This window comes from Leifsonia sp. NPDC077715 (assembly GCF_040686855.1).
Lineage (GTDB): Bacteria > Actinomycetota > Actinomycetes > Actinomycetales > Microbacteriaceae > Leifsonia.
In genome coordinates, this window is sequence record NZ_JBFBOG010000005.1 from 1 (window position 1) to 22,449 (window position 22,449).

37 protein-coding genes are annotated in these 22,449 nt (G+C 38.0%); 2 read left to right on the plus strand and 35 right to left on the minus strand.

The window, feature by feature from the left end:
* The 35 genes from AB0P25_RS18830 to AB0P25_RS19000 all read right to left on the minus strand — a co-directional run.
* A partial coding sequence (locus AB0P25_RS18830; protein WP_363809437.1) for a phage tail tube protein occupies positions 1–806 on the minus strand: 806 nt, incomplete at its 3' end.
* Between the two features lie 96 nt (positions 807–902).
* Positions 903–1,970: a hypothetical protein gene (locus tag AB0P25_RS18835; protein WP_363809438.1), complete on the minus strand. Its 1,068-nt coding sequence runs from the start codon at positions 1,968–1,970 to the stop codon at positions 903–905.
* 77 nt (positions 1,971–2,047) lie between these two features.
* Positions 2,048–2,398: a hypothetical protein gene (locus AB0P25_RS18840; protein ID WP_363809440.1), complete on the minus strand. Its 351-nt coding sequence runs from the start codon at positions 2,396–2,398 to the stop codon at positions 2,048–2,050.
* Between the two features lie 92 nt (positions 2,399–2,490).
* Positions 2,491–2,892 (minus strand): hypothetical protein, encoded by a 402-nt coding sequence (locus AB0P25_RS18845; protein ID WP_199976274.1) that lies wholly within the window; start codon positions 2,890–2,892, stop codon positions 2,491–2,493.
* A gap of 132 nt (positions 2,893–3,024) precedes the next feature.
* Positions 3,025–3,423, minus strand: a complete 399-nt coding sequence (locus AB0P25_RS18850; protein ID WP_363809442.1) for a phage tail terminator-like protein — start codon at positions 3,421–3,423, stop codon at positions 3,025–3,027.
* A 1-nt stretch (position 3,424) separates the two neighbouring features.
* Positions 3,425–3,796: a hypothetical protein gene (locus AB0P25_RS18855; protein WP_363809444.1), complete on the minus strand. Its 372-nt coding sequence runs from the start codon at positions 3,794–3,796 to the stop codon at positions 3,425–3,427.
* A complete protein-coding gene (locus tag AB0P25_RS18860; RefSeq protein WP_363809447.1) occupies positions 3,765–4,088 on the minus strand; it encodes a hypothetical protein in 324 nt (107 codons plus the stop codon). Before AB0P25_RS18860 ends, AB0P25_RS18855 begins: the two co-directional genes overlap by 32 nt.
* A 148-nt stretch (positions 4,089–4,236) precedes the next feature.
* Positions 4,237–4,890, minus strand: coding sequence for a hypothetical protein (locus AB0P25_RS18865; RefSeq protein ID WP_363809450.1), 654 nt, complete (start codon positions 4,888–4,890; stop codon positions 4,237–4,239).
* Between the two features lie 38 nt (positions 4,891–4,928).
* Entirely contained in the window at positions 4,929–5,297 is a 369-nt protein-coding gene (locus tag AB0P25_RS18870) for a hypothetical protein (RefSeq protein ID WP_363809451.1), read from the minus strand.
* 3 nt (positions 5,298–5,300) lie between these two features.
* On the minus strand, positions 5,301–5,690 hold the full coding sequence (locus tag AB0P25_RS18875) for a hypothetical protein (protein WP_363809454.1): 390 nt from the start codon (positions 5,688–5,690) through the stop codon (positions 5,301–5,303).
* Positions 5,691–5,694: 4 nt separating this feature from the next.
* Complete coding sequence (locus AB0P25_RS18880) at positions 5,695–6,354, minus strand: hypothetical protein (protein ID WP_363809455.1); 660 nt, start codon at positions 6,352–6,354, stop codon at positions 5,695–5,697.
* 60 nt (positions 6,355–6,414) lie between these two features.
* Positions 6,415–7,347, minus strand: a complete 933-nt coding sequence (locus tag AB0P25_RS18885; RefSeq protein ID WP_363809456.1) for a major capsid protein — start codon at positions 7,345–7,347, stop codon at positions 6,415–6,417.
* A gap of 51 nt (positions 7,348–7,398) precedes the next feature.
* Entirely contained in the window at positions 7,399–8,166 is a 768-nt protein-coding gene (locus tag AB0P25_RS18890; RefSeq protein ID WP_031968575.1) for a DUF6651 domain-containing protein, read from the minus strand.
* A gap of 115 nt (positions 8,167–8,281) precedes the next feature.
* Entirely contained in the window at positions 8,282–8,596 is a 315-nt protein-coding gene (locus tag AB0P25_RS18895) for a Gp49 family protein (protein WP_078224802.1), read from the minus strand.
* 51 nt (positions 8,597–8,647) lie between these two features.
* Positions 8,648–8,863: a hypothetical protein gene (locus tag AB0P25_RS18900; RefSeq protein WP_078224801.1), complete on the minus strand. Its 216-nt coding sequence runs from the start codon at positions 8,861–8,863 to the stop codon at positions 8,648–8,650.
* Positions 8,864–8,884: 21 nt separating this feature from the next.
* The gene (locus tag AB0P25_RS18905) at positions 8,885–9,121 is read right to left on the minus strand and encodes a hypothetical protein (protein WP_078224800.1); all 237 of its coding nucleotides are present in this window, start codon (positions 9,119–9,121) and stop codon (positions 8,885–8,887) included.
* 98 nt (positions 9,122–9,219) lie between these two features.
* On the minus strand, positions 9,220–9,612 hold the full coding sequence (locus AB0P25_RS18910; RefSeq protein WP_363809459.1) for a hypothetical protein: 393 nt from the start codon (positions 9,610–9,612) through the stop codon (positions 9,220–9,222).
* 45 nt (positions 9,613–9,657) lie between these two features.
* Positions 9,658–10,761 carry a minor capsid protein gene (locus AB0P25_RS18915; protein ID WP_363809460.1) on the minus strand — a complete coding sequence of 368 codons (1,104 nt, stop codon included), beginning with the start codon at positions 10,759–10,761 and terminating at the stop codon, positions 9,658–9,660.
* Positions 10,762–10,771: 10 nt separating this feature from the next.
* Positions 10,772–12,214 carry a DUF4055 domain-containing protein gene (locus AB0P25_RS18920; protein ID WP_363809463.1) on the minus strand — a complete coding sequence of 481 codons (1,443 nt, stop codon included), beginning with the start codon at positions 12,212–12,214 and terminating at the stop codon, positions 10,772–10,774.
* On the minus strand, positions 12,211–13,638 hold the full coding sequence (terL, locus tag AB0P25_RS18925; protein WP_363809464.1) for a phage terminase large subunit: 1,428 nt from the start codon (positions 13,636–13,638) through the stop codon (positions 12,211–12,213). Before terL ends, AB0P25_RS18920 begins: the two co-directional genes overlap by 4 nt.
* Entirely contained in the window at positions 13,628–14,098 is a 471-nt protein-coding gene (locus AB0P25_RS18930; RefSeq protein WP_363809465.1) for a DUF2280 domain-containing protein, read from the minus strand. The genes terL and AB0P25_RS18930 overlap by 11 nt, the downstream gene beginning before the upstream one ends.
* A 58-nt stretch (positions 14,099–14,156) precedes the next feature.
* Positions 14,157–14,798, minus strand: coding sequence for a putative metallopeptidase (locus AB0P25_RS18935; protein WP_363809467.1), 642 nt, complete (start codon positions 14,796–14,798; stop codon positions 14,157–14,159).
* Positions 14,767–15,195: a hypothetical protein gene (locus AB0P25_RS18940; RefSeq protein WP_363809468.1), complete on the minus strand. Its 429-nt coding sequence runs from the start codon at positions 15,193–15,195 to the stop codon at positions 14,767–14,769. Before AB0P25_RS18940 ends, AB0P25_RS18935 begins: the two co-directional genes overlap by 32 nt.
* A gap of 12 nt (positions 15,196–15,207) precedes the next feature.
* On the minus strand, positions 15,208–15,399 hold the full coding sequence (locus AB0P25_RS18945; RefSeq protein ID WP_363809469.1) for a hypothetical protein: 192 nt from the start codon (positions 15,397–15,399) through the stop codon (positions 15,208–15,210).
* A 65-nt stretch (positions 15,400–15,464) separates the two neighbouring features.
* Positions 15,465–15,695, minus strand: a complete 231-nt coding sequence (locus AB0P25_RS18950) for a hypothetical protein (RefSeq protein ID WP_363809470.1) — start codon at positions 15,693–15,695, stop codon at positions 15,465–15,467.
* A 159-nt stretch (positions 15,696–15,854) separates the two neighbouring features.
* Positions 15,855–16,496, minus strand: a complete 642-nt coding sequence (locus tag AB0P25_RS18955; RefSeq protein WP_363809471.1) for a hypothetical protein — start codon at positions 16,494–16,496, stop codon at positions 15,855–15,857.
* A gap of 122 nt (positions 16,497–16,618) precedes the next feature.
* On the minus strand, positions 16,619–16,798 hold the full coding sequence (locus AB0P25_RS18960) for a hypothetical protein (protein WP_363809472.1): 180 nt from the start codon (positions 16,796–16,798) through the stop codon (positions 16,619–16,621).
* A 139-nt stretch (positions 16,799–16,937) separates the two neighbouring features.
* Positions 16,938–17,672 carry a hypothetical protein gene (locus tag AB0P25_RS18965; protein ID WP_363809474.1) on the minus strand — a complete coding sequence of 245 codons (735 nt, stop codon included), beginning with the start codon at positions 17,670–17,672 and terminating at the stop codon, positions 16,938–16,940.
* A 63-nt stretch (positions 17,673–17,735) separates the two neighbouring features.
* Positions 17,736–18,194: a hypothetical protein gene (locus tag AB0P25_RS18970; protein ID WP_363809477.1), complete on the minus strand. Its 459-nt coding sequence runs from the start codon at positions 18,192–18,194 to the stop codon at positions 17,736–17,738.
* On the minus strand, positions 18,191–18,349 hold the full coding sequence (locus AB0P25_RS18975; RefSeq protein WP_337081301.1) for a hypothetical protein: 159 nt from the start codon (positions 18,347–18,349) through the stop codon (positions 18,191–18,193). Before AB0P25_RS18975 ends, AB0P25_RS18970 begins: the two co-directional genes overlap by 4 nt.
* Positions 18,346–19,455 carry a replication protein gene (locus AB0P25_RS18980; RefSeq protein ID WP_363809479.1) on the minus strand — a complete coding sequence of 370 codons (1,110 nt, stop codon included), beginning with the start codon at positions 19,453–19,455 and terminating at the stop codon, positions 18,346–18,348. The genes AB0P25_RS18975 and AB0P25_RS18980 overlap by 4 nt, the downstream gene beginning before the upstream one ends.
* Positions 19,448–20,152 carry a DUF2786 domain-containing protein gene (locus AB0P25_RS18985; protein ID WP_363809481.1) on the minus strand — a complete coding sequence of 235 codons (705 nt, stop codon included), beginning with the start codon at positions 20,150–20,152 and terminating at the stop codon, positions 19,448–19,450. The genes AB0P25_RS18980 and AB0P25_RS18985 overlap by 8 nt, the downstream gene beginning before the upstream one ends.
* Complete coding sequence (locus tag AB0P25_RS18990) at positions 20,149–20,475, minus strand: hypothetical protein (protein ID WP_363809483.1); 327 nt, start codon at positions 20,473–20,475, stop codon at positions 20,149–20,151. Before AB0P25_RS18990 ends, AB0P25_RS18985 begins: the two co-directional genes overlap by 4 nt.
* A gap of 18 nt (positions 20,476–20,493) precedes the next feature.
* A complete protein-coding gene (locus tag AB0P25_RS18995; RefSeq protein ID WP_363809485.1) occupies positions 20,494–20,811 on the minus strand; it encodes a hypothetical protein in 318 nt (105 codons plus the stop codon).
* Entirely contained in the window at positions 20,799–20,987 is a 189-nt protein-coding gene (locus tag AB0P25_RS19000) for a hypothetical protein (RefSeq protein WP_363809487.1), read from the minus strand. The genes AB0P25_RS18995 and AB0P25_RS19000 overlap by 13 nt, the downstream gene beginning before the upstream one ends.
* Before the next feature lie 128 nt (positions 20,988–21,115).
* Between AB0P25_RS19000 and AB0P25_RS19005 the strand changes: the two genes are divergently transcribed.
* Both AB0P25_RS19005 and AB0P25_RS19010 read left to right on the plus strand, forming a co-directional pair.
* Positions 21,116–21,811, plus strand: a complete 696-nt coding sequence (locus AB0P25_RS19005) for a S24 family peptidase (protein WP_363809488.1) — start codon at positions 21,116–21,118, stop codon at positions 21,809–21,811.
* 180 nt (positions 21,812–21,991) lie between these two features.
* On the plus strand, positions 21,992–22,447 hold the full coding sequence (locus AB0P25_RS19010) for a hypothetical protein (RefSeq protein ID WP_363809490.1): 456 nt from the start codon (positions 21,992–21,994) through the stop codon (positions 22,445–22,447).
* Positions 22,448–22,449 lie beyond the last annotated feature (2 nt).

Genomic DNA, 22,449 nt, shown 5'->3' on the forward strand with positions numbered 1-22,449 from the left:
AATTGAGGGAAGTTGAGTGAGTATTTGCTTCCTTTACTATCTTTGATGTCGAAGGTCAGTGTGAACACATCACGGGTTTTAATTGCATCAATCCACGCTGCAGAGGTCGCTGAGAACATGAATGAAGCATTCGCTTCGATATCCATCATCTTTTCAATATAGAACTCTGGTGTGTACTTGCCTGAGCCGATACAACGGACTGCTTCCAGATTGTTATTGAGCGAAAGTGTCAGTGATTGCATGCAGGCTTTACCTTGAATTGACTGGCCATTAATAAGCAAGTTTTCAACGTTTGGCATACTGACCAATGGACGGTTTGAGGCAGATATTGGATTAGTAACTGGATTGACCTGTTGACGGGTAAATGAATTACCAACTAAACCGAAGTTCCCTGTAATTTTACCTGTGGTCTGAATCGTGATTTCACCTGTATTGACCTGAACACCACGGTAAATAAAGACCTGACCAATATCTTCAAACACTTTAACTAGGGTAAATGATTTACGTACATTTCCACCAAAGCTAAGCGCATTGGCTGCCCAGTTATTAAATGCAAGAGCACTTAAGAATAAGTCAAATGTACCAACTGACAATTCAAACTCTAACTGACCGGCCACTTCAGCTTCAGTAACCACACCACCTTGTCGGAAGCGTGAATCCAAAACCTCACTACTTTCTTCAGTTGAGATGTTTTCTGATAAGCCATCTGAAACACGGCGAACTGTATACCAGATTGGGTTTGCTGGAGTAGTTCCCAGTACAGCTTCTTCACAAGCATATAATCGAATTTTTGCGCCTGAACTCATTTATAGTTCTCCAAAATTTAGGCATAAAAAAACCCACTTCATCAGCGGGTCGTTAAAAACTGTGGGCGTAAAAAAACCCGCTAAATTAGCGGGTCTTTAATGGGTTTCTTCTGAGAGTTCTGGTGGTGCTACACCGACCATGGCGGCAGCTACAGCTTCAGATAAATTAGTAGGCTGGAATTCAAAAGGCGTTTCAGATAAATGTTCTTCTTCTGGCTCGGGTTCGGGTTCTTCATGCAAACGAATATCAACCCAGCGTGCTTCTGGAATATCCATAGGCATTTCTAAATCAGCTACGACTGCAGCAAGTTCAAAATCAAATTTACGCTTGTAGGTCTTAATCGAGATGTCACCATTTTCCAATGTGTCATACACCACAGCTACGATTGTATTTCCATTTGCATCTTTGGGTACTTCGATGTACCAGCCTTCCTGGGCAAAGCCTAAAGAGCCTTTAAGTAAATAATCGCCTACATCAACTTTCTTAAATTCAATCAGCTGTTTTTCTGCATCACTATTAAGCTCAATATGATCGTTAAATAACTTAACTACTGGTGATGCCGATTTTAAGAATCCGTTTGCATCAACTGATGTATTGAAGCTGGTCTTTAAATGCCCCCATGCTGACCATGCATCAGATCCAGCACCGTATCGATATGACATTTGGTGCCCTTGCACACCTTTGAAGAGTTGCCAAGAATAAGTACCGATCGAATCATTCGCTTGATAACCCATAAGGGTTCCGTAACGCATTGGCATTAATAGAGGATTAGATGTACTTCCACCTTGCCAATCACCATGGGAAATGTTCACTAAACGATTTAGGCCCAGAACCGTTACCCATTGTGAAACTAGTGATTTATCAAAAAGAGAAGCAACAACGTTTGCTGAATAACCCAAAACCCCTGCATCACCCAAACCTAATGCAACTTTGGCATTAATTGCAGTATTACCTCCTGTACCGCCTTGTGCGATTGAAAGAACCGTAGTTAACCCTTTTATCTCAGTAATATCACTATTTACACCACTGGCAGCAGCTCCGAGATTATTTCGCGCATCTGTTGCAGTTGTTGCCCCTGTACCACCTTGAGAGATAGCTGCTGTACCAACTACTTGAGAAAAGTTAGGAGTCAAATTGGGAATACCCGATGCGAATGGCAGCATAAATTGCCGCTTGCCCTGAGCTGAGTTCAACTGGAACGGTCGATGGTCCCAATTAAATTTAAATACAAGATTCGCCATTATGCTGTTACCCCATCAATCACTTGAAAAGTCAAAGTTTCGGTATGTTGAGTGTTGCCGCTTACTACCGCTTTAATATCCATCTGGCATAAACCTACAGGCCATGCGGCTGTGCTAGCACCCGATTTCACATTAAGCCATCCTTTCTGAGTGGACTGACTTAATGGCACACATGTCAAAGTTGCAACAGCAGCACCTTCTGTAGTTTTGACTTGAGAGGTAAACGTGTAGCCTGTTAGATCAATAGCGCGGCGAACATCATCGGCAGGATATTGCAAAGCATCATCCGTATCGACGAGCTGCAAATTCAAGTTGAATGTGTCACCACGCTTAAAAACAAAATTGCTCATAAGTGATTCCTATAGACATAAAAAAACCACCGATGAGGTGGTAGTGAGTAAAATGAAAAAACCGTCTTTCGGCGGCCTGATTTTTTATAAGATTAATTAAAATTGATTCTATATCGTACTAACTTATTTGCGACTTCTATATTTTCCTGATCAGGTAAAATTTGTAAAATAGGTTGTAGTTCAAGTATTGCAACTTTCTTACTTAATAAGGTTAAATAAAATTTTAAGATATCATCTTGACTTGCATTTGCTTTCAACTCTTCGTTTATAACTAATTGAGCTTTTTCCTTAATCCCAAGTTTAGGTACTCCAAGAGGTTTCCAAGAAAAATCATCAAAATCTGAAATTGATTCGATTTCTAAATATCTAAAACTTGTAATCAACTCAATATTGATTGAATTATCAATAGCATTTTTTAATTTATTATATTCACTATTAATAAAGGAAAAGTAATCCTGATTATCTGACTTTAATACAAACTCTGCGTTAATCATCTTAGAACCCTTGTTGTAAAGTTGAGTTGTTATAACAGAACAAACTATAAAACTATACAACTTTCGAATATTTATAATTATTCGAGATTAAAAAGTATATTAATGAATATTAAAGGACTAAAACAATTCAATTCAATTCACCTTATAACCAATGCTAACATTATACCGAATGAAGTCAGTATCTTGCCCGACAAAAATTGATTGTCCTTGTAAACATTCAAGGTGATCGATTGAGTAATATTCAAAATGCTGTAGCAATGCATCACTGAGTTCTGTTACTCCTTTTACACCACTACGATGACGTGCAAAGCATTGAATCATGATATTTCCGGTACGGCGTGTACATGGCTTATCTGCAATACCTGAAATAAAACTCGGGCCGCCTAAAATTGCTAAACGGCACCATACACCATCTTTAGGTACATTAAATTCTGGCGCATTTGGATACTGAATTCGTTCCTGACCAATGCCTGTGAAAGCTTGCATGTGCTCTATAATAGCTTGCCTAGTCTGCTCTAAAGTCATTGCCATTTTAACCACCGTATTTTTGACAAATATAATTAAATGTAGTGTTGTAAATACCTTGTGGCGCTTGATCGGACCAACCGTTTTCTAAGCGTTCAGCATATGGTTGATTATTCTGAATATAGACTAAATTACCCAGCTTAAACTTCACGGCTTGAATAGCTGCATCTTGCACAGCGTTTGTTTCAGGTCCACGCACACCATAGTCACCAGAACCAATCGAAACAATATGAGACGCACGATAAGCGCCAGTATCAACGGGGCTTGAAACTACTAAAGACTGAACAGCATCCATAGTAATTTTCTTTACCTTGTCCTCTGCTGTTTTAGCCACATCAAAACTAAAATCAGTCGGCTTTTCCCCCTTCCATCCCATCATTTACCTCGCTTTCTTCATACATTTTAAAAAGGTCTTGAGCGATCGCTTGAATTGAATATGCTTCAAATTCTGAACTAGGCTCTTTTTCTCCCATGAGCTTTTTAACTTTCTGCCAAATATGCACAGCTTCATGTAAAAGTAAGCCATATACTTCGATCAAATTTCTTTCTGAAGTATCACCTAGCTGAACAACTGCATATGCACCGTCAGAATAAAAATCAACTTGTGCAGCAGCACCTTCAACAGACAAGAACTTATCAACGTTATTCATATCTTCGAATAACAGATCCATGTGAAGCTGATTTCTGGCAAGCGTGTATTGAACATGTTGAAAAGGAGAGATATGCCATAAGGGAACGTAGTTTGTACAAACCATATAAAATCCTAAATTGTGCCCATTAAAAAACCCACCGAAGTGGGCAAAAAATTAACTAATAGCTTTAAACATGAAGTACTGACAGCTTTTTTTGAATTTTCAAATAATTACTTAAACAGTCAGATTTTTTTATACCAGCTTCATTTATTTTATCTCCATAACTTCGTTTTAAAATTTCACTTGATGAACTTCCTTCTGGTACAGATTCATAAAGTTTATTAAATTGATATTGCCGCTCAAGACACGACCAAATTTCAAGAATTACAATATCTAACTTTTCAATATTATTAACAAATTCTTCAGACTTAGAATCAATTGAGTTAATTAACAATTTTTTCCTTTTTAAATCAAAATATAAAGTAAAATATTGTTCTCTAAATTTAAAAAATTGCTCGTCGTTTTGAATTTCCAAATAGTAGGTATTAATATAGGGAAGTAAATTAGTAGCAACATCTAAAATTTCTTTGCTATTTTTTTCATTATTTATTGAAGCATGTTGTTCTCGCCAATCAGTAAATAATATTAAAGCTGCAATAGGAGCTAAAAAATAAGCTGTAAGTGTTAAAGAGTCTCTAAATACCTCATAAAATATAGATGAATCTAATGGACTAGTTAAATCTGATTTAAGAATAATTCCTAAAATCAAATAACTTAAACAGAATAAACCTAGCCAAAAGATTGTAAGTTCAATTTTGTCTTTTAATTCTTTTTTACCCATGATATCCCCCTAACTTAGAAGGATATTAGACCAAGTATTTAAACCTTCCTCAACTGACATTTCCAAATAGTGCTAGCTGGATCTTGTTGAATATGAATTACCAGGAATGATCCTAACGCTGTTAGCCATTCATCATCAATTTTAGGCATCATAGATACTTCATTCTGCAGCACAGTAGCCTTTTTATCCGTAGCCAGTACTCCAAGCGTCTGAATCTCATATTGACTGTATGAGCCAAACAGAACACCACGGCCAGAATAGTTTTCTTTAACCTCGATAGAAGTTTCAGTCTTAGGATCCCAACTTGTTTTTGATACCCGTTCACACGTAAAGGTATGTACGGCGTCAGCCAAATCTTCAGTAAATGCTTCGGCAATGTCCGCCTGTAGCTCATTTCTTAAGCCCATTACTTATGCCCTATAAAGCGGAATGCCAAAACCATTAAAACTTGCATTAGGATCTTTCAAATCAAGCGAATCAATATAATCAAATGCTATCTGTTCAAAGCTAGAAATCGCTTCAGTACCTTCTTGATACTCTTTTTCAGATTCGACTGAATCAGCTTTAACTTTCTTTCGTTTAAGCAACTGCTCTTTGCCGTTATAAATTAGTTTGGCCAGAATTCCTTTAATGATTTCACAAGCAGCGTCTTTAAGAAGTGAATTAATAGGATCCGGCACGAAACCTATACGTTTTTTCATCCAGACATTTGCAAGTTGAACCAGACGAGCTTTATCACTGTCTGGTGCAAAATCTCTGCCCAAAATTGAATTTGCGTCATCTACAGTAATAAAGCTCATTTCATTATTCCTTTGGGATCAACTTAAGTAGTTCTGGTTTTGTTGCAGATGGTTTGTAGCCAATGTCTTTACTAGCCAAATATTCTTTTAATTGATCGTTAGACCAACTTTCAAAATCATTAGCCCCTGTTTCTACAACTGGAGCTGCTGCTTGAGTCTCTAATTCAGCAATACGCGCTTGCATAGCAGCAACATCATTTTTAAAAGCATCAAATTCTGCTTGGATGCTAACTACCTTTCCTTCAGCCGCTTTAGTAGCTTTGTCAGCTTGGAGTAAAGCATCTTTTAAACGTGAGTTTTCTGAAATTAACTCTGAACTATCACCACTTGCCTGTTCCAAGATTTCGATTTTCTGTTTAAGTTGCCCGTTTTCCTCAACAACTTTTTCACAGTCAGCTTTTGCTTGATCAATAACTTCTTGCAGCTCTGGAGTAATTCCCACTGCAACATTTACTGTGGCCAAAGTCAATTTTTCAGGCTCTTCCAATTTACGAACTTCAACTGGAATATCTAAAGCTTCATAATCATTTTTGATTTTTGGATAATTACCATAAATGATTACTTCTTCAGCACTTCGATTTGGATATTCATAATAGTCAGGGTTTGCAATAGTCCCTACTTCTAACGCAGCTGCTGCAGCAATACGTGTATAAATTAGCTTCATGGCACTTTCTCTTAAAAATAAAAAAGAGGGCTTAAATGCCCCCTTATGGAAAAATTCTTATTAACCAGTTGTTGCTGTGCCAGATAAATCAAGCAATGTTCCAGCGGTCATTTTGTTGCTGGTTGCATGTTTTTTCCAGTTAGCACTTGAACCAAGCAAAGTAAGATCTGGATTCTCACCTTTCGTTGTATCCCAGCTATAACCAAGAATGTCTAGGTTAAATGTACCTTCAGCACGCATACCAATAGCAAAGTTTTCTTCATCATTGATGTCGTATGCTCGGAAACCTGGTACTTGTGACTCAGTTACAGTCACAGCACCATACTGCAAGCCAAATGCATCGTTATCGCCTACAGCGTCAGTTACAAGTACAGGTTTACCTAAAGTACCTGGTAAACCGCCATAAATAACGATTTCAGATTCACCATAAATCTGCTTGGTGATAGCATCATCTACAATATCGAAATAGGTGTCTGAGTTCATTACCCACAAACCGATACGCCCAAACTTGTCACCAAATTTACGCATCCCACGTGTTAATGCTTTTCGACCGTCTACTGCAATACTTCCTTTTGCTACCATATCAGGATTGCTTGTAATCGCAGCTTTTAATGAAGCCAAGCTGTACTGTAAACGCCCTGCAACTAAAGCATCAGCCAAGTCATAACCAAGAATCATTGCAAACTCTTCAGGTGTACGAGCACGGCGCTTAAAAGCTTCTTCAGTAGATGCATAAGGACCGTATTTAAACGGAATTTTCACACCTACAGATTCTCCAGCGCCAATTTTTTCATGGTTAACTTTAGCGTTTGAGTTCACATCACGGTGCTTGATACTGCCGCCAACACGATAAAATGATTCTTTATTAAAATCGCCTTCAATGATTTCATTTTTATAAAGAATCGCTCCAGCTGATGCCTCATTAAAGACATTCAAATTGTCTTGCAAACGCTCTAAATAAGCAGTTTGTGCCAATTGGTTGTAGATGATCATGTCTGAATTAACTGTTGTAGTCATAACGACTTATCTCCAAATGTTTAATAATTAGTTCGGTAGTTTTAGGAAGGATTCTTGGCCATGTTCTTTGATGTAATCTGCTCTTTGAGATACTGACATCTCACTGCGCTTCATACCTGCAGGTGCTCCACCTTTGCCCCCGCTTTGGAAACCACCGCCATTTCCTTTACCACCTTTAAGGATTAAGTCTTTATGCTGGTATCCACCAACCAAGGACTCTAAAGCTTCATCAACATTTGCAAGTTCACCAGGGCGGACACGGGAATAAATCTTTTCGCCTTTTTGGTCATAGGCAACTACTTCGCCGTCTTCGATTTTGAAATGATTACCAAAGGTTGCCTGAACCATATCAACTGGAACTGCAATGTTGTCTTGAATGTACTTAGAACGAGCAAAACCACCGCCGATAAGCTCTTTATGTAATGAAGCTTCAAGTGCATCACGTTGTTGAACGATTGGAGCGTATTTATCTTCAACAGCTTTGATAGCTTCAGCTTTCACTTTCTCAACTTCACCAGCATCCACCAGCTTTTTATCGTCAAGGTTTTGCATTGTCTGAATTGCTTTCTTAGCTGCCACTGGATCATCGATCCCTTCAAAAGCTTTTAGAGCTTTTTCTGCCGCTTCTTTCGCTTCACGGTTCGTTTTTGCTTCATTGTTTAAACGTGCAATAGTTGCTACAGAGTGAGCGGCATCATGCGGCATCTCTTTACCATCATCATGAACATAGATAGGTTTATCACCCTCTACTTCCGCATATACCTTACCGTCGATCGTTACTGTTTTAAGTTTCATTGGTCATCCAACCTATATTTTCAAAATGGGCATCCACCCGGTTTTGCCGTCTGCATCCACTTTCGGCAGGCAATAAAAAAGCGCCCCTAAGGACGCTTGAATTCAATTTAATAATTTAAAAGTTCGAAGCAAATAAACGGTAGCCTTCTAGTTCCCACAGCTTATTTTCAGCATGCTTTTCTGCATTACCTCGAGCCATACGTTCACCAATTTCTGCATCAAAGTTTTCAGCATTCACACATGCACTAAAACCAGAAGCTAGAAAAAACTTTCCATCTAAAAATGCATGAACAAAAGTAGAGGTTGTATCTCCAGGACATTGCTCAACCGTATAAGTAACGCGCCCCATCAATGCATCAATTTGAGTTTTAGTTACTCGAGGTGCCACAGACTTTTCAACTAACTCTTGCTCTGTTACGTCTTTGGTCATTTTCTTCTCACAAAAAAGCACCCTAAGGTGCTATTGAATTAGTAAAAGGGGTTAATTAGAAATTGAGGTTTTAACTGTCACACCAGTTAGAAAGTGTTTTTCTGAACCACCCAAACATGTAGCACTAGAAAAATTCGCATAAACATCTTGAACATTTACGCCTGTATCTTTTTCAAATTTACTGATCAATTCAGCAATATGGCCTGTTAGTGCTCTTTCTAACTCTTCTTTTCTCTTTACATATTCAGCAACTGATATTTCAGACATTTTTACCACCTTTAGCTACGTTTACTTTTTATTCCAAACCTCTGATCTAGGTTCATCACCAACTAAGCGGATGCCTTGAGGACCACCTACATCAAATGTTGCCGTGATAGTCGCTGGACCCTCAAAAACACTACAATTCATTTTTACAGAGGTTAATCCAGCTAATGGAATACCTGTTTCCTCGTCACAAAGAGCAAGATTAGAAGATTTATCTGAAACTCTTTTAAGTACTAAATGCCTAACTTTTGATTCAATCATAAGCCAAACTCCATAAATGACAAAAGCGCCGTTTGGGCGCTTATATAGGTGAAAATTGTGTCTAAAGTGAATTTAGGATTGCCTGTCATCGGCGATAATTACTCACAGTTAAATCCAGTTCCAACAAGGTCTTTTTTCAAATTTGAAACGAGAGTTTGTTGTTCCTGCTGTTGTCCACTAAGATAATTTTTATCTAGAGTCTCTGCACCATCAATAGATTTATAAAGCTCTTTAGATTCCTCTAAATTGTCTTTTAAAAACGTGGTGAGGTTTAGTTTCGCCTGGGCAGCTCTACATAAATTATTTTTAGCTTCTAAATCTTGAGTAGCCTGTTGTACTTGACCAGTTGTAGGATCAAAAGAATATGCATTTGCCATTGCTGACTCCAAAGCTTCAGACAATCGATCATATTCTTTAAGATATTTTTGACTTGGTTCAGCTAAACAAGTGATGGAAATTAGAGTTAGACATACAAAAGCTATTGTTTTCATATTGTATAAATTCTGATGTTTTAAAAAATATAACATAAGAAAAAATTACAGACCCAACTCTTTAAAGGCTTTTTCATCAAACTTTCTCAAATCATCTAAGCTATAGAAACGGCCTTCAGGATCAAAGAACTTCTCAAAATCAAATTTCCCATCTTTATAGAGCTTAAAGCGCTTTGGCCCTAGCCACTCTTTTTGAAAGAAATCATCTGTTTTCTTAAAGAACTCTTTAAATGTGGTGTTTGCGTCCAATTGCCCTATTAATTGGCTGCGCTCATCTTTCGGGATGTCCTTTACTTTGCGCTCATCCATTACAAAAGGACGTTCTCCTGGAAGTTTCCCATCTTTCTCAACTGGTACCAAAATACTGCGGCAATGAGGATGCAACGGCGGTACACGTTTAGCTGGATCGTTTATTTCCCAAATTGAGCCATCCAGCGAAGCACACAACTTAGAAGTTCTTCCATCAAGAACGCTAATAAAACGCACATAATCAAAGCCCAATTGATTAAAGCTATTTAAATAAGCTTGATTGGCTACGTGACTTCTTACAGTCCTAACAGTGCGATCAATATCAGTCTTGGTACCGTTTAAGATTCCATCTTCATAATTGAGCCGTTTGGTACCGCGAATACGCTGAATAATTTCCTGATTGCTTTTGCCAGTGCTGATTCCATCACGAATAGCATATTCAACTTTTTGGCGGGCACTTTCTGCAATTCTTGATAAAATATCATCAACAAGAGCACCGCCTGTAAGTGGAACCTTTTTAGCTGCAGAATAAAGCTTTTCTCCATCTGGTTTATTTATCGTTGTGCCGAATAACTTTGCCATATAGCTGGCTTCATATACGGCCATCGCAGTAGCTGAAACTGCGAAAGCTTCCGGCAAGCTTGTATTTACACTACTAAACCATTGAGAAATTAAATCTCTTATTTCCCTAAGGTTTGAAGTTGTGTATTTCCCTCCAGCTAAAGCTATCTTTTCTGAGTCACTAAGTTCATCCAATATGTCACGAAGCTTTGAAAGCATTGTGTTTGTATCATCATTGAACAAACCTAATAATTCATTTACTGATTGTGAAGAAGCACGATAGAGATAAGCCTGGTGTTGAGTGAGTATCTCCAAAAGATTTTTATTATCTTTAGCCATATCACTTTACCTATAGATTCAAGGTCCCGTCTTTTTCACCTTCGACATTGACCAGCTCTTCTTTATACTTTTGTTTTGGGAACATTCCAGTCTGGTTATATTCCCACCAAGATTTAAATGAAGAACGGCCTTGTAAAGCTGCCTCATATAATTGTCGAGCTAGTTCAGCTTGATACCCTTGTTTATTAAATTCCTGACTAATTTCGAACATCAGTTCATCTTTAGTCAGAACATCAACATTAGGTGTTACAAACTTAGCTGCCCATCTTAAAGCCATCGAAAAAGCTTCATTCATATTCACAACACAAAGTGAAAGAACGGAATGCTGCACGGCGTCATCACTGTTAGATTCAGTAGCAGTCTTTTTGGCCGCTGAACCCTTTTCGATTAAACGAGCACCCATTTCTTTCATCTGTTCCCATTTATCCTTCATGGCTTCCCGAGCTAAAGTGTTTGGATCTGCTTGTACAATCCCCAAATCACCGTTTTCAGGTAAAGGTAAAAGAACTTTTGCACCAATATAAATGCCACGCTTTTTGGCCTCGTCGTACCAAGCCCAATTGACTCCCTTTGCATAAAACTGCGGTTGGCCCATATAAAAAACAGACTCTTGAAAGTCCGCACTATCTCTATAATGAGCTAAATTAAGATTAGCTAATGGGAGCAATGGAGGCTTCTTAATCTCTTCGGAGTTATCAATAGCCCCCACAAAAGTGAAAGGAATATATGACCAGGTATCACCGTTATAATCAGTTGGTGATTTCTTTTCTCCCCCCACCCAAGTACCTTTATCCCCTTTGGTGTAAACCTGAACCGTATAGATGTAATTTCCTTCATTATCAGGTTCTAAACGAAGAACCCGGTATTGCTCCACGTCTGTTTTACTAAAGCCATCATTCCCACGTTCAGAAGTAAATTCACGGATAACCACTAAGCAAAGCTTTTTCTGGTTATCAATCCTCATTGAATCCCAATTGATTACATCAATGGCATTCAATAAGTGAATCATCGGATAGGCTTTTTGCTGTTTAAACTCTGCAAGATTTCGTGCCGGTGTAACTGCTGGGTAATCAACATATAGGGCGCATCTGTAATGCTTTAATAAGTGTCGAATACCCGTTTGTGCCAATTGATAAGCGCTTAAGCCTGCGCCATTAGCATTACGCTCTAAATGAGCGAGCTGGGATGGAAACTTAAAGCTTGGATCTGTAGCAAATGCAGCACCCACTAAACTGTTTGACGTTGTACCTGTAACTTCATAAAACACAGCACGTATCAAATAAGCTAAATAAGCACTTTTGTTTGCTGGCGTTTTGTCATGCGCATTTGGCTTTGGTAAATATTTTTCACCTTTAGCCTTAACTGCATCCTCACCTTCACATACATCATCTAGCTTTTGCCAGTATGGCAAGTTTTTAACATACTCAGGATGTTTAAAAGTTACGTCACTCATCGAGCAAATCCCATATCAGCAAAGAAGACTTCAAAGCCTTCATGTAATTCATTAAAAGCATCAGAACCAGCATCAACCTGGTCGTCATTTGTCCCGTTAGGGAAATTTCGAAGCTCTTCAATAAATGCCTTATTCCAATCACCTTTGAGCATACGCACATTTCCCACGTTAACTTGCGCAGCAAATGGTTGCGCTCTTGTCAGCTTGTCCCCTGAGACAGGCTTAGCAATCACGCTATAACCTGCTAGAAGTTTCACAAAAGCACTAGCTTGTGATTTTCCAGCTTGACCAGGATCCTGAGGTATACGAACAGTGACGTTTTTACCATCCAGTTCTGTAATTTGCTTTAACCGCTTATTAACGTTGTCTGGACCTAGTTGTCCTTTGGTTACATCGACAATATATGTATAGCCATCTGCGCCTAAAGCCTCCCTAACACCTGCAGTAAAGTCACCTTCATTCTCAGTTGCACCAAAGTCCCAAGCCCTTACTTGCTTCACTACATCCGCAGGCAAAGCATCAACAATTTGGATATTGTCAGGCTTAAAAAAACCGCCTGCTGGCGGTGATGGCATTTGTCGGTATTGCCCCGCAAAAACATACGGCGCAGCTTGCTCCATTTGCCTTAACTTTTGGATATTGTGTTTTGCTGGCCATAGTGCGGATCCGTCTTCCTGAATAGCTGAAAGACATAGGTGCTCCCACACTTCACCATTACCACCAGCCACAGGAATGCCGTCTTTTCTATCACCTAGCAACCATCCAGCTAAATCATCTTCATGAAGTCGCTGCATAATCACAATGATCGGTGTATCTGGTGAGTTGGTTCGTGACTCGAGTGTGTTCTGGAACCAATCAATCACACCTTCACGAATAGTTTTAGAAGATGCTTCATGTGCTTTATGCGGGTCATCAATAATGATGCATCCACCGAATTCGTCTCTTAGCTTTCCCGCTCCAAAACCTGTAATGGTACCGCCAGTACCAGTCGCATAGCAGACACCACCTTCCGAAGTACGCCAAAAGTCTTTAGCCTTACTGTCATCTCTCAAAGCAAAATTAGGAAATACTTTCTTATAGGCTTCCTCTTGTACAAGGCCTCTAATTTGGAATGCATTATTAGCTGCCAGCATTGCGGAATAGCTAATATGAATAAATTCAGAATCGGGCTTTTTACCGTAGCACCATGCCATAAAATTAATTACAACAATCTCAGTTTTAGAATAACGAGGCGGCAAATTAATAACTAACCGCTTTGTTTCTCCGCGATAGACTTTCATTAAAGCCTCACAGAGTTCTAAATGGTGCCAGTTATGCATCCATTTATAACCACGACGCTCCTTAAACATGTACCTTGTGAAGAAATATAAATCTTCTTGCGCCTCGATCTGGATGGCTTTATCCCGAGCCGCATCAGTACTCATCTAGGACCTCCCTCCGCGCTTTTAAATACTCTTCCATTGGAACTGGCACATCTGAATTAACCGTTTGTAATGGTCCGCCATCTTTGCCTGTTATTTCTTGGCGGTTGGTAAATTGACCACCAATGTCTTTTGCAGCTTGTTCTAGAATTTTTAGCGCTGTTTTAACGTTTCTAGTTCTATCAAGCTGTCTTTGGTATTGCTTCAGACGGTAGTACTTATTAGCAATAGGAATATCAATTAAGCCTTCATCAAATCTCACTCTGGTTGATTCAAAAAGCTTAACAAATTTCTTACTTAAGTTTCTGCCCGAATATTTCGTTGGGTCATAGCATTCGCATTGGCTACGACTAATATCAATACCAAACTCTTGCTTGACCTGTTCAACCACTTCTTGAGGGGTATCACGGCATGCAAGAGCTTGAACAATATATATTTTCACAGGCTCTTTTAGTGCTGCCATAAATTCCCCTTCGTACAGCTACGTACAGCAAACAGGGCAAAAAAAAGAGCCTTAAGGCTCAATTTATTACACAGTTTCCGCAGCATCTTGAAATATCTAGATCCGAAACAAACGGCGGATTCTTGGCAACTTCAATAAGTCGCTTAACATTTTTGCTTGGTCCATAACGTTTAACTACACCAATAAACTCTTCAACATCATGACCAGCAAGATAGTGCTTAGGTAAGCCTGAATTGTCGCTATAAAGGATCTCGCCGTCTTCATCTTTCATAACGCCAATGTGATACAGCTCATGCTCAATCAGATAGCAGAATTCTATATCATTGGCCCGCTCACAAAAGGAAGCATCTACAGTAATTAAGTATGTTGGTACAGCCCCGAACCAGTCTCGCATTTGTTGCTCTTGTCTAGCTTTACGCCAGCCACCAACATTGAACATAACTTTTTCGCACTGACCCAATACCATAGCATGCTTGCTTTTATATGCAGAAGAAGCCCAAGCAAAAGCCAAGAACTCTTCATTATCATGCAATAGCTCTGCAATATGGTCATGATCCGGATTATGAAGAGGTCTACCAATCGTTAAGTAATTCGCAATAACCCATTTCTTTAAGTCGGGTGCCGGTATTAAACGAATTGCTTCCTCTTCTTCAGCTTGGTCAATAAAATCAGTTGGTGGGAATGGTCTGATCTGTTCCATCTTCAATTCTCGCTAATTCGCTTTTTATCCAGTTGATTGCATAGCCCGATTCAATTTGATGAGGTTCAAGACGCTCAAATACATAACCTCGATCTAGAGCTAGTTCATACTTATTAAATGAATTTGCTATCTTTGTGCCACCGCGACCAACTGCCCAAGGACTTCCAGCAATTTCGATAAGAAGATTCAACTTCACAATATAAAAATCGAAACGCCAATTTTTGATTGATTCAAATTGGAATTTTCTTCGATAACCAATTCGACGCTCTTCTAATTCTTGAAATAATGTTTCTTCAGCTTCCAGATATTTTTCTTTAGCCTTGGGCAATGGTCTGCTTTTAGGTTTGGTTTTAGGTTCTTTTTTTCGTGTAAGCCAAAAGTACTCTTTATCATCCATACCTATAGCCTCTTATAAAAAGCCCTCTGGGTTACAATTGAGACGAGCAATTAAGTTTTTCTGTTTTGCTGCGGCCAAAAAAAATCGCTCATCTAATTGAGCGATCTCTTTTTCTGTTAAACCTTTCGTTGTACAGCTTCCCAAATGATTTAGCTCTACTTGAAGCTGTCTTATCTCATGCGTGATTTTTTGAAACTCAGTCATAAACACTCCAAGTAGGCAATAAAAAAACCCACCGATTGGTGGGCTTCATTTGTTTGAACTATTATTTAAGATAGATATGGGTATTTTTCAGCGAGATACTTATTGGCAATTTTAGTTGTTTCTGAATAAGGCATTTCAGCACAAAGCCAAAAACGATATGTATTTTCACCAACTTTATAACTCTGGCGGTTATATGTTGATTGCTTGCCAGGATCTATCTCACTGGCTTCAAAGAATGTACCCTCACGATTATTTACAACTTCACCGTCTAAATCACCGCCAATACAAATAAACATTAAGCTAATCCATAAATTTATGAAGATCAGCTTAACACATAAAGTAAAACGCCCCGCCAATAATCGATATTTAGCTGGGCCTTATTAGCATTAAAATTACAGCGCATTAAATCAAGATAATCCAATAATCGATCAAGTAAAAAATTTAAGAATGAGTTATCAAATCTTACTTTGACTGATTCTCTCAATGTCCTTCAATTCAACAATCTTGAATTCATTTTTTTCACCAATTTTGTGCATTAGTATTGCCTTATCAGAAAATTTATCTAAAAGTATCCAAGTTTCATAGATATTGTTCTCTTTTTTTAGAGTAACGATTGGCAATTCTTTTGTTGTTAAATTATCAGCTTCATTCTTACCATTAAAATATGGAAGCCCAACTAAAATTGCTACAATTCCAATAACTCGATATCCGTGATGATTTGAATAAAGAACTGCTGCAAAGCAATTTAAAGCAACAATTGCATTTAATACAAATATCCATTCAGCCTTTGAAAAAAATATCATTCCTAAAAATGAACAAAAAAGTACTACATTAGCGCTTATCAATCCACCAATTAATTTGTCTCTGCCATCTATAATTTTATCCATATAGAGTAATGCAAGTACATAATATAAATAAATAATTACATTAGAAACCATGAAGTCAACAGGTGAGAATAATGAAATTAGCCAAAGTGCATCAATATTTTTGGAATCATAAAAACCTAGTTTGTATGCAGCACCAATCAAAATTATACAAGGCGTAAATAATGCGATTAAATCTAGTAAAGAGCCTTGCTTGATTTTATTAATTAACATTTCAATGAATTTTCTATTTTCTTAATTTAAAAATAATTGAATATAAGCTAAGTTACTAACTTATTAATATAAAGCCCACCATTTGGCGAGCTCTTAAAATTAGGTTTTAATAAAGATACTTCTTACAATAAATCTGAACGGGCTTGATTGTCTAAGGCTTTCTGAGCGTCATCCAATTCTTTTTTAGCCACATCCACATCTACATCTGTTTGCGCTTGTTCAAATTTACGTTTTGCTTCAAGCAATTCATTTTCACGGTGATTCAATATTTCTTGTGCTCTATTGCTCTGCGCTTCACTCATTGCGAGTCTCCAATAATTATGAAATTAGCAAATTAAAAAAGTAAAAGCCCACTATTTTGTGAGCTAATTAAGTATATTGGCGACTAAGAATTAAAAACGCCCATTTTAGAAATACTTATACTCAACCGTTCTGTCTATGTCAAGCTAAGGAAATTTCATCTGGCTCAAAATGAAACGATCTTGCAAGGCCATTTCTAATACAATTTTCCCAATTTTCGATACATGCTTCCGCAATTAATTCGTATGGTTCATAACGTTCAGAATAGCCAGATTTAGAAACTTTTAATTTTGCGATCGTAATTTTCTCATGCAATGTATAAGGACGTTTTCCAGTACTTGCGCATTTTTCACAAAACTTTGAACCGTCCGGATAACCTTTATCATTAAACAATTCCAGCTTACCCAATCCCTGGCAATGGCTGCACATTGCTTTAGTAAATAACCGACCACGCAAAACAACTTCCGCTATTCCTTTGGCCACATTAGTTAAATCGCCCTGACAATTATTAGGCTTGAAGTTCTTCTTGATCATTTCTCTATGGATCTTACCAGCCAAGACGTTTCTAACACGGAAAAAATCAGCAGAATTAATCTCCCCCTTTTTTATTTCTACTTTGCCAGGTATTTCATCAATACGCTTCTTAACTTCCTTTCCATCAATTATCTTGGTCTCATAAATTTTCTTTGCTTCTGTAACCTCTGTAATGCGTTCAAAATCGACTCGCTCAATGAGCAATTCAGCCCATTTTTTTGCACCAGAAGGCAATAAAGCGATTTCCCCTAAAACAACGGATTTCGTGATTTTCCCTTTACCTTCGCTTTGAGCAATAGCAAGGCGAAGTAACTCAATAAAATCAAACTTTTCAACTAACATAATCGCCTTCCTATTTACCCTTTACCATTATTAAAAAACAACTTATTAAAACCTTTGTTCACATCAAAACTTTGCATATCGCCCGAAAACAAGCATTGCTGCATCTCGCGCATGTTCATTAGTTCGCTTTGCCCACCCTGTTAGTTTTAAAAAATACTTCGCGTCAGTTTTTGTTTTGTTGGCTGCAGGATGAATCATCTTGTATTTCAAGCCTTGTTCGATACACCACTGCTCCCAAATCTGTGCATCACGCTTAACTGATCCAATGCCCTCACGAACACCAGCACCACTACGAGCTTGTCGTGCATCTGCGTTACCGAACCATGTACGCAATCGCGCATCTTCAATAAACAACATTAGATTTTCTTTACCATGTTCCTCGGCCAGCGTTAACACTTTGCTCATTGCCAGGGTAATTGTTAAAGATTCGACCTCAAGTAGTTGGCCTCCCTTACCTTGGTCAAAAGCAACTGCAAAACCTGTATGAACCCCAGTATCCACCCCGATTAAAATTTTGCTCATTTCTTTTCACCCTTTCGTGCTTGCTCAATTGCCTTATCAAGTTGAAGTAATTCGTTGTAATCAGTGTTAGACAGCCCACTACGGTTGTATTTGCCTCTTAATTTGTCTCGGCGAGCAATCGCTTTTACTAAATCGAAATTTTCTTGAGTACTCATGCTATTGCCCCTTTGGATGGAGCCTTAAAACCCATCTCGATCAAATACGGAATGAATGGTTTTTGTTGCTCAGGATCTACCAGTTTTTGAGCCATTCGCTTTCCTGCGTCCATCCACGATTCCCCGGTATGACAAAATGAATCTTTGAAATCAGGATGGTTTACAAGAAGACGAGCAAACATAAAAAGCTGTTTGTCTGAGGCAAAAGTTATTACCTCCGGCAATGTGTTTTCAGAATTGGACTGTTGGCAGTTAAAGATTTTGTTTTCAAAAGAATGTGTTGCCGGTGTTTTCATCTTTGCGTATTTAGCGCGAGCTTTAAGCATCCACTCAGCAAAGAATTTCACCATGTAATCATCAGAGTGATTGCGGCCTTCATTGAAACCATTGAATGCTTTTAGTTCTCTCTCAAACCACGAAGCTTTAAAAATCTCGCTGGTATCAATTGACGGATTGATAGAACAAATTTCAGACTTCAAATTTTCCAAAACAAACCACGTATTTTTTTTATTTTGATTAGTTTGTTTTGATAGTGTGTTTTGTGTGTTAAAAATTTTAACTAGCAGGGGTAAAAAATTTTTACTAGCAGTAGTTAAAAATTTTAACTGGCAGGTACTCTCAAGGTAGTTAAATTTTTTAACTAGCAAGCGAGATTTTAGAGGGAAATTTAAGCAAAGATTTTTAATCTTTATGCCATTCAATGTCTTTTTAGGTGCAGCTATTTGGTAGTTAAAATTTTTAACTAGCTGACCATTAAATAAGCTAAAAGATTGAACCAGTACTGAGCCTTTATTTGGAAAATTAATTAACTCGCCAATAAAATAATTATCAATTAAAGAGTAAACATTTCCGTAAATAGATTGCTCGTGCTTTTTAACCAAGCCAACTTTAACTAGTTCTTTTGTGCAACGAACAACAGTCGGGTGACTTTTGCCTGACAGCTCTTCTAATTGAGTTAGTGAAAGTGCATCACACTCTTTAGCCCAACCCCGTGTTTTACGGTTAATGATTAAATAAATCTTAACTGAGGCATCTGAGATTTTACTCATTGCTTCGTCAACAAAAGCGTTGGCCACTTGGAAAGAGTTTGGTACATACTTACTCATACGCACCGCCTATTTGCACTTTTTCAGTGTGTTCAGTGGCAACAAATAGATTTACTTCTTTCGCCTTGTCATGCCCATCTCGCATAGCTGACAAAGATCTTTGTTCCTGCTTATCAAAGCGTACCTTGCCATAAAAGATATTGTCTGGCCTCAAAGTTTTAGCAAGCTTGGTTTCTTTATATGCATTGATGCGCTCTTCAATTTCCAAGTTTGGATTGAGGTTTTTAATTTTTGCGTAAACGTTTTGAACCCAACCCGTACAATAAGCATCAGCGAGTTTTGTTTTATTTGAGCGCTTATATCGCCAAAGTTTATCTTGGATATAATCAGATCTATTTTGCTTAATCTTCTTATAAAGCACTTCAAATGCATAACTAGCAATTTCGGGTGCTGGCTCAACTCCGATAAATATGAGCTGTATGTTCCAGTCTTTATCCCAATGTCGAACGATGGAGGCACAATCTAGCGCCTGGGCAATTGAACTATGCAAGTTAAGTACCCATTGAGCTGGATTTTTACGGACATCCAATTCATGCTTATTCTCGACAACGCCTGTAGCAAGAACATGTTTTTCATTAAATCCGTGTTTCTGCATTAAAGCTTGCATTTGTTTAATTGCTAATGCCGCCTCATGTTCATTAGAACTTTTTGACAGATCCATACAGCGTTTAATTTTTCTAAGAATTTGATCATTCATTTGCTATCACCTTCTTCAATGATTTGAATGAAAGTTCCTAAGTAACGGATCCGCTTAGCTCTATAAAGACTCGAAATAATTATCCCGGCATGGTAAAGATTTATGCCATGTACTCCATGTTCGTTTACCAGCGCTTCCATAAACTCATCACGTGTAGCTGCCGCTTGATTTTCATCATGGTTTCTACGTTTCAAATTTTGTTTACGTTCAGCCAGCAAACATGACAGAGTTCTTAAAGCAGGCTCATGCCACGACTGATAACTTTGCTGGCGCTTTTGTTCTAAAAGTTTGTCTTTAATCGATTGATTTGATAAATTACCCATGTTCTTTGATTCCAAAAGTTAATGAACACGAAAAGCTCGACCCGCAACGTCGGGCTTTTTATTTGCCATTATGAAAGTTAAAAAGTTTCTGAATACATTCTTGAATTCTCTTGAAGACGTTGTATTCATTGAATATTTAGCATCATTCGACGATGATTGATTTAAATCAGTTTCGAGCTTTAACTTAATGGCATCCCTTAACCATTTCGCCCTATCCAAACCATTCGATTTAGCAACGTCATCAACCAGTAATTGCACTTCTTCTGGTACACGTGTACTTAAATTCACAAGTAACTTATTGCTTATTTGCATACCTTCTAATTTCATGTTGTGCATGATTTCTCCTCATTCTGTTTCTTCATTAATATCTCTGGGAACTTCAATTTTTCTTTTGGTGGAATTCCTCGAACTGTCCAGTTTTGAACACGATGGGAGCGGTAATTCAGTTTTCGAGCTAACTGAGATGGCCCACCATTTTCAGCAATGATTTTTTGATCTTCTGCAAGTGTCATAAAGATTTCCTAAAACAAAATGTTTCATAAATACTAAAACATTTTGTTTTATTTGGTCAATCACTTTGTTTCACACAGATTGTTTTAATTTTGAGAAAATTCTAATAATTGTTTCAGGTTGTTTTGTTATGAGTGATAAAGAGATACACCCAACAATGCAGCGTATTTATAATGAAACTGGTTTAAACGCCAATTCATTAGCTTCGCTTTTAGATGTAGATTCCCAAAAGGTCTATAACTGGGATAAGCGTGGGATTTCAAAGCAAGGTGGTTTACAGGTTTCACAGAAATTGAAACTAGATTATGCCTGGATCCTTACGGGCGAAGGTCAGCCAAAAATTGAAAAACTTTATAATGAGAAAATTTTTAATGTATCTCCAAGAATTGGAGGATGGATCCCTGTGAAGTCTTACTCAAAGATGGGTTATGACGGCTTCTATACTGAAATGGGTTACGGCGGCAACGGTGGAGATGGTTACGTACCTTCGCTTACAGCTGGAATCCATGCATATGCTGTTAAAGGTACAGGTGACTCCATGTACCCCGCAATAAGAAATGGATGGTATATAGTTTGCGATCCTGACGCCGCTCCAACACCAACTGAATTTGTTGAAGTTCAACTGAAAGATGGACGAAGGACAATTAAAGAATTTATTGGTATCGTTAATGATGTTTTGCACCTACTTGCTGTAAATGGCGAGAAGCGAACTACTTTTGATATGGATGAAGTAGATGCAATTGTAGCTGTTACAGATATTGTTCCGCCTAGTAGACATGTACAAGAATATCCAACCATTCCCTTACAGGATATTCATTACGACTAAATAAGAAAAAACCAAATACCGCCTAAGGGCGGTTTTTTTGTGCCCAATAAAAATAACACATTTTGTTTTATAAAATTCTTGACCAAATAAAACATTATGTTTTATATTCTAATAACACATTTTGTTTTAACAATAAAAAAGCAGCTATGAAGTTCGAAGGTCCTAGCTGCTTAATACTCAGTGAGTAAAACGATTATGAATGTAAATGCAATTCCATTCAACCATATCAAAGTAACAGGTGTTACAGCTCTTGTTTTGATTGCTGGTTTAGCTTCTTGTGAATACAAGACAGCTCAATCAAGTTTTGCAACAAACACGCAGGCTTTTACACCGCAAATTCAACCTAGTTCTTACGGCGTTCAAACAGCAAAGATTACAGGTAAGACCTCAGGCATTGCAGTTATCAAACTTGATGGCTTCCGAGTAAACGTAAGCTTTGACTTTGAGGCTCATCCAGATAGCTACGGTGTACCTGGTTCTGAATTTACAGCAGTTGATGTAACTCAGCTCACCATTAATGAAATTACAGATGTAAACGGTAAGTCATACAACGATTTCACCGATTACAACGATCACCGCAATATCAATGCCCTTCTTAAAGGCTTCATTGAAAAAAATCGATTAGTGGAGTCTTAATC

Bases quoted from the DNA above. Each gene is read 5' to 3' on its own strand.
- AB0P25_RS18940 (WP_363809468.1), bottom strand. From the start codon at position 15,195: ATGGATGATAAAGAGTACTTTTGGCTTACACGAAAAAAAGAACCTAAA.
- AB0P25_RS18970 (WP_363809477.1), bottom strand. From the start codon at position 18,194: ATGAGCAAAATTTTAATCGGGGTGGATACTGGGGTTCATACAGGTTTT.
- AB0P25_RS18835 (WP_363809438.1), bottom strand. From the start codon at position 1,970: ATGCTGCCATTCGCATCGGGTATTCCCAATTTGACTCCTAACTTTTCT.
- AB0P25_RS18875 (WP_363809454.1), bottom strand. From the start codon at position 5,690: ATGAGCTTTATTACTGTAGATGACGCAAATTCAATTTTGGGCAGAGAT.
- AB0P25_RS18945 (WP_363809469.1), bottom strand. From the start codon at position 15,399: ATGACTGAGTTTCAAAAAATCACGCATGAGATAAGACAGCTTCAAGTA.
- AB0P25_RS19005 (WP_363809488.1), top strand. From the start codon at position 21,116: ATGAGTGATAAAGAGATACACCCAACAATGCAGCGTATTTATAATGAA.
- AB0P25_RS18980 (WP_363809479.1), bottom strand. From the start codon at position 19,455: ATGAGTAAGTATGTACCAAACTCTTTCCAAGTGGCCAACGCTTTTGTT.
- AB0P25_RS18965 (WP_363809474.1), bottom strand. From the start codon at position 17,672: ATGTTAGTTGAAAAGTTTGATTTTATTGAGTTACTTCGCCTTGCTATT.
- AB0P25_RS18960 (WP_363809472.1), bottom strand. From the start codon at position 16,798: ATGAGTGAAGCGCAGAGCAATAGAGCACAAGAAATATTGAATCACCGT.
- AB0P25_RS18890 (WP_031968575.1), bottom strand. From the start codon at position 8,166: ATGAAACTTAAAACAGTAACGATCGACGGTAAGGTATATGCGGAAGTA.
- AB0P25_RS18860 (WP_363809447.1), bottom strand. From the start codon at position 4,088: ATGGATCTGTTATTCGAAGATATGAATAACGTTGATAAGTTCTTGTCT.
- AB0P25_RS18905 (WP_078224800.1), bottom strand. From the start codon at position 9,121: ATGATTGAATCAAAAGTTAGGCATTTAGTACTTAAAAGAGTTTCAGAT.
- AB0P25_RS18880 (WP_363809455.1), bottom strand. From the start codon at position 6,354: ATGAAGCTAATTTATACACGTATTGCTGCAGCAGCTGCGTTAGAAGTA.
- AB0P25_RS18990 (WP_363809483.1), bottom strand. From the start codon at position 20,475: ATGGGTAATTTATCAAATCAATCGATTAAAGACAAACTTTTAGAACAA.
- AB0P25_RS18840 (WP_363809440.1), bottom strand. From the start codon at position 2,398: ATGAGCAATTTTGTTTTTAAGCGTGGTGACACATTCAACTTGAATTTG.
- AB0P25_RS18895 (WP_078224802.1), bottom strand. From the start codon at position 8,596: ATGACCAAAGACGTAACAGAGCAAGAGTTAGTTGAAAAGTCTGTGGCA.
- AB0P25_RS18930 (WP_363809465.1), bottom strand. From the start codon at position 14,098: ATGGCAGCACTAAAAGAGCCTGTGAAAATATATATTGTTCAAGCTCTT.
- AB0P25_RS18955 (WP_363809471.1), bottom strand. From the start codon at position 16,496: ATGTTAATTAATAAAATCAAGCAAGGCTCTTTACTAGATTTAATCGCA.
- AB0P25_RS18915 (WP_363809460.1), bottom strand. From the start codon at position 10,761: ATGGCTAAAGATAATAAAAATCTTTTGGAGATACTCACTCAACACCAG.
- terL (WP_363809464.1), bottom strand. From the start codon at position 13,638: ATGAGTACTGATGCGGCTCGGGATAAAGCCATCCAGATCGAGGCGCAA.
- AB0P25_RS18985 (WP_363809481.1), bottom strand. From the start codon at position 20,152: ATGAATGATCAAATTCTTAGAAAAATTAAACGCTGTATGGATCTGTCA.
- AB0P25_RS18975 (WP_337081301.1), bottom strand. From the start codon at position 18,349: ATGAGTACTCAAGAAAATTTCGATTTAGTAAAAGCGATTGCTCGCCGA.
- AB0P25_RS18855 (WP_363809444.1), bottom strand. From the start codon at position 3,796: ATGATGGGATGGAAGGGGGAAAAGCCGACTGATTTTAGTTTTGATGTG.
- AB0P25_RS18850 (WP_363809442.1), bottom strand. From the start codon at position 3,423: ATGGCAATGACTTTAGAGCAGACTAGGCAAGCTATTATAGAGCACATG.
- AB0P25_RS18950 (WP_363809470.1), bottom strand. From the start codon at position 15,695: ATGTTTATTTGTATTGGCGGTGATTTAGACGGTGAAGTTGTAAATAAT.
- AB0P25_RS18870 (WP_363809451.1), bottom strand. From the start codon at position 5,297: ATGGGCTTAAGAAATGAGCTACAGGCGGACATTGCCGAAGCATTTACT.
- AB0P25_RS19000 (WP_363809487.1), bottom strand. From the start codon at position 20,987: ATGACACTTGCAGAAGATCAAAAAATCATTGCTGAAAATGGTGGGCCA.
- AB0P25_RS18995 (WP_363809485.1), bottom strand. From the start codon at position 20,811: ATGCACAACATGAAATTAGAAGGTATGCAAATAAGCAATAAGTTACTT.
- AB0P25_RS18900 (WP_078224801.1), bottom strand. From the start codon at position 8,863: ATGTCTGAAATATCAGTTGCTGAATATGTAAAGAGAAAAGAAGAGTTA.
- AB0P25_RS18920 (WP_363809463.1), bottom strand. From the start codon at position 12,214: ATGAGTGACGTAACTTTTAAACATCCTGAGTATGTTAAAAACTTGCCA.
- AB0P25_RS18935 (WP_363809467.1), bottom strand. From the start codon at position 14,798: ATGGAACAGATCAGACCATTCCCACCAACTGATTTTATTGACCAAGCT.
- AB0P25_RS18845 (WP_199976274.1), bottom strand. From the start codon at position 2,892: ATGATTAACGCAGAGTTTGTATTAAAGTCAGATAATCAGGATTACTTT.
- AB0P25_RS18865 (WP_363809450.1), bottom strand. From the start codon at position 4,890: ATGGGTAAAAAAGAATTAAAAGACAAAATTGAACTTACAATCTTTTGG.
- AB0P25_RS18885 (WP_363809456.1), bottom strand. From the start codon at position 7,347: ATGATCATCTACAACCAATTGGCACAAACTGCTTATTTAGAGCGTTTG.
- AB0P25_RS18910 (WP_363809459.1), bottom strand. From the start codon at position 9,612: ATGAAAACAATAGCTTTTGTATGTCTAACTCTAATTTCCATCACTTGT.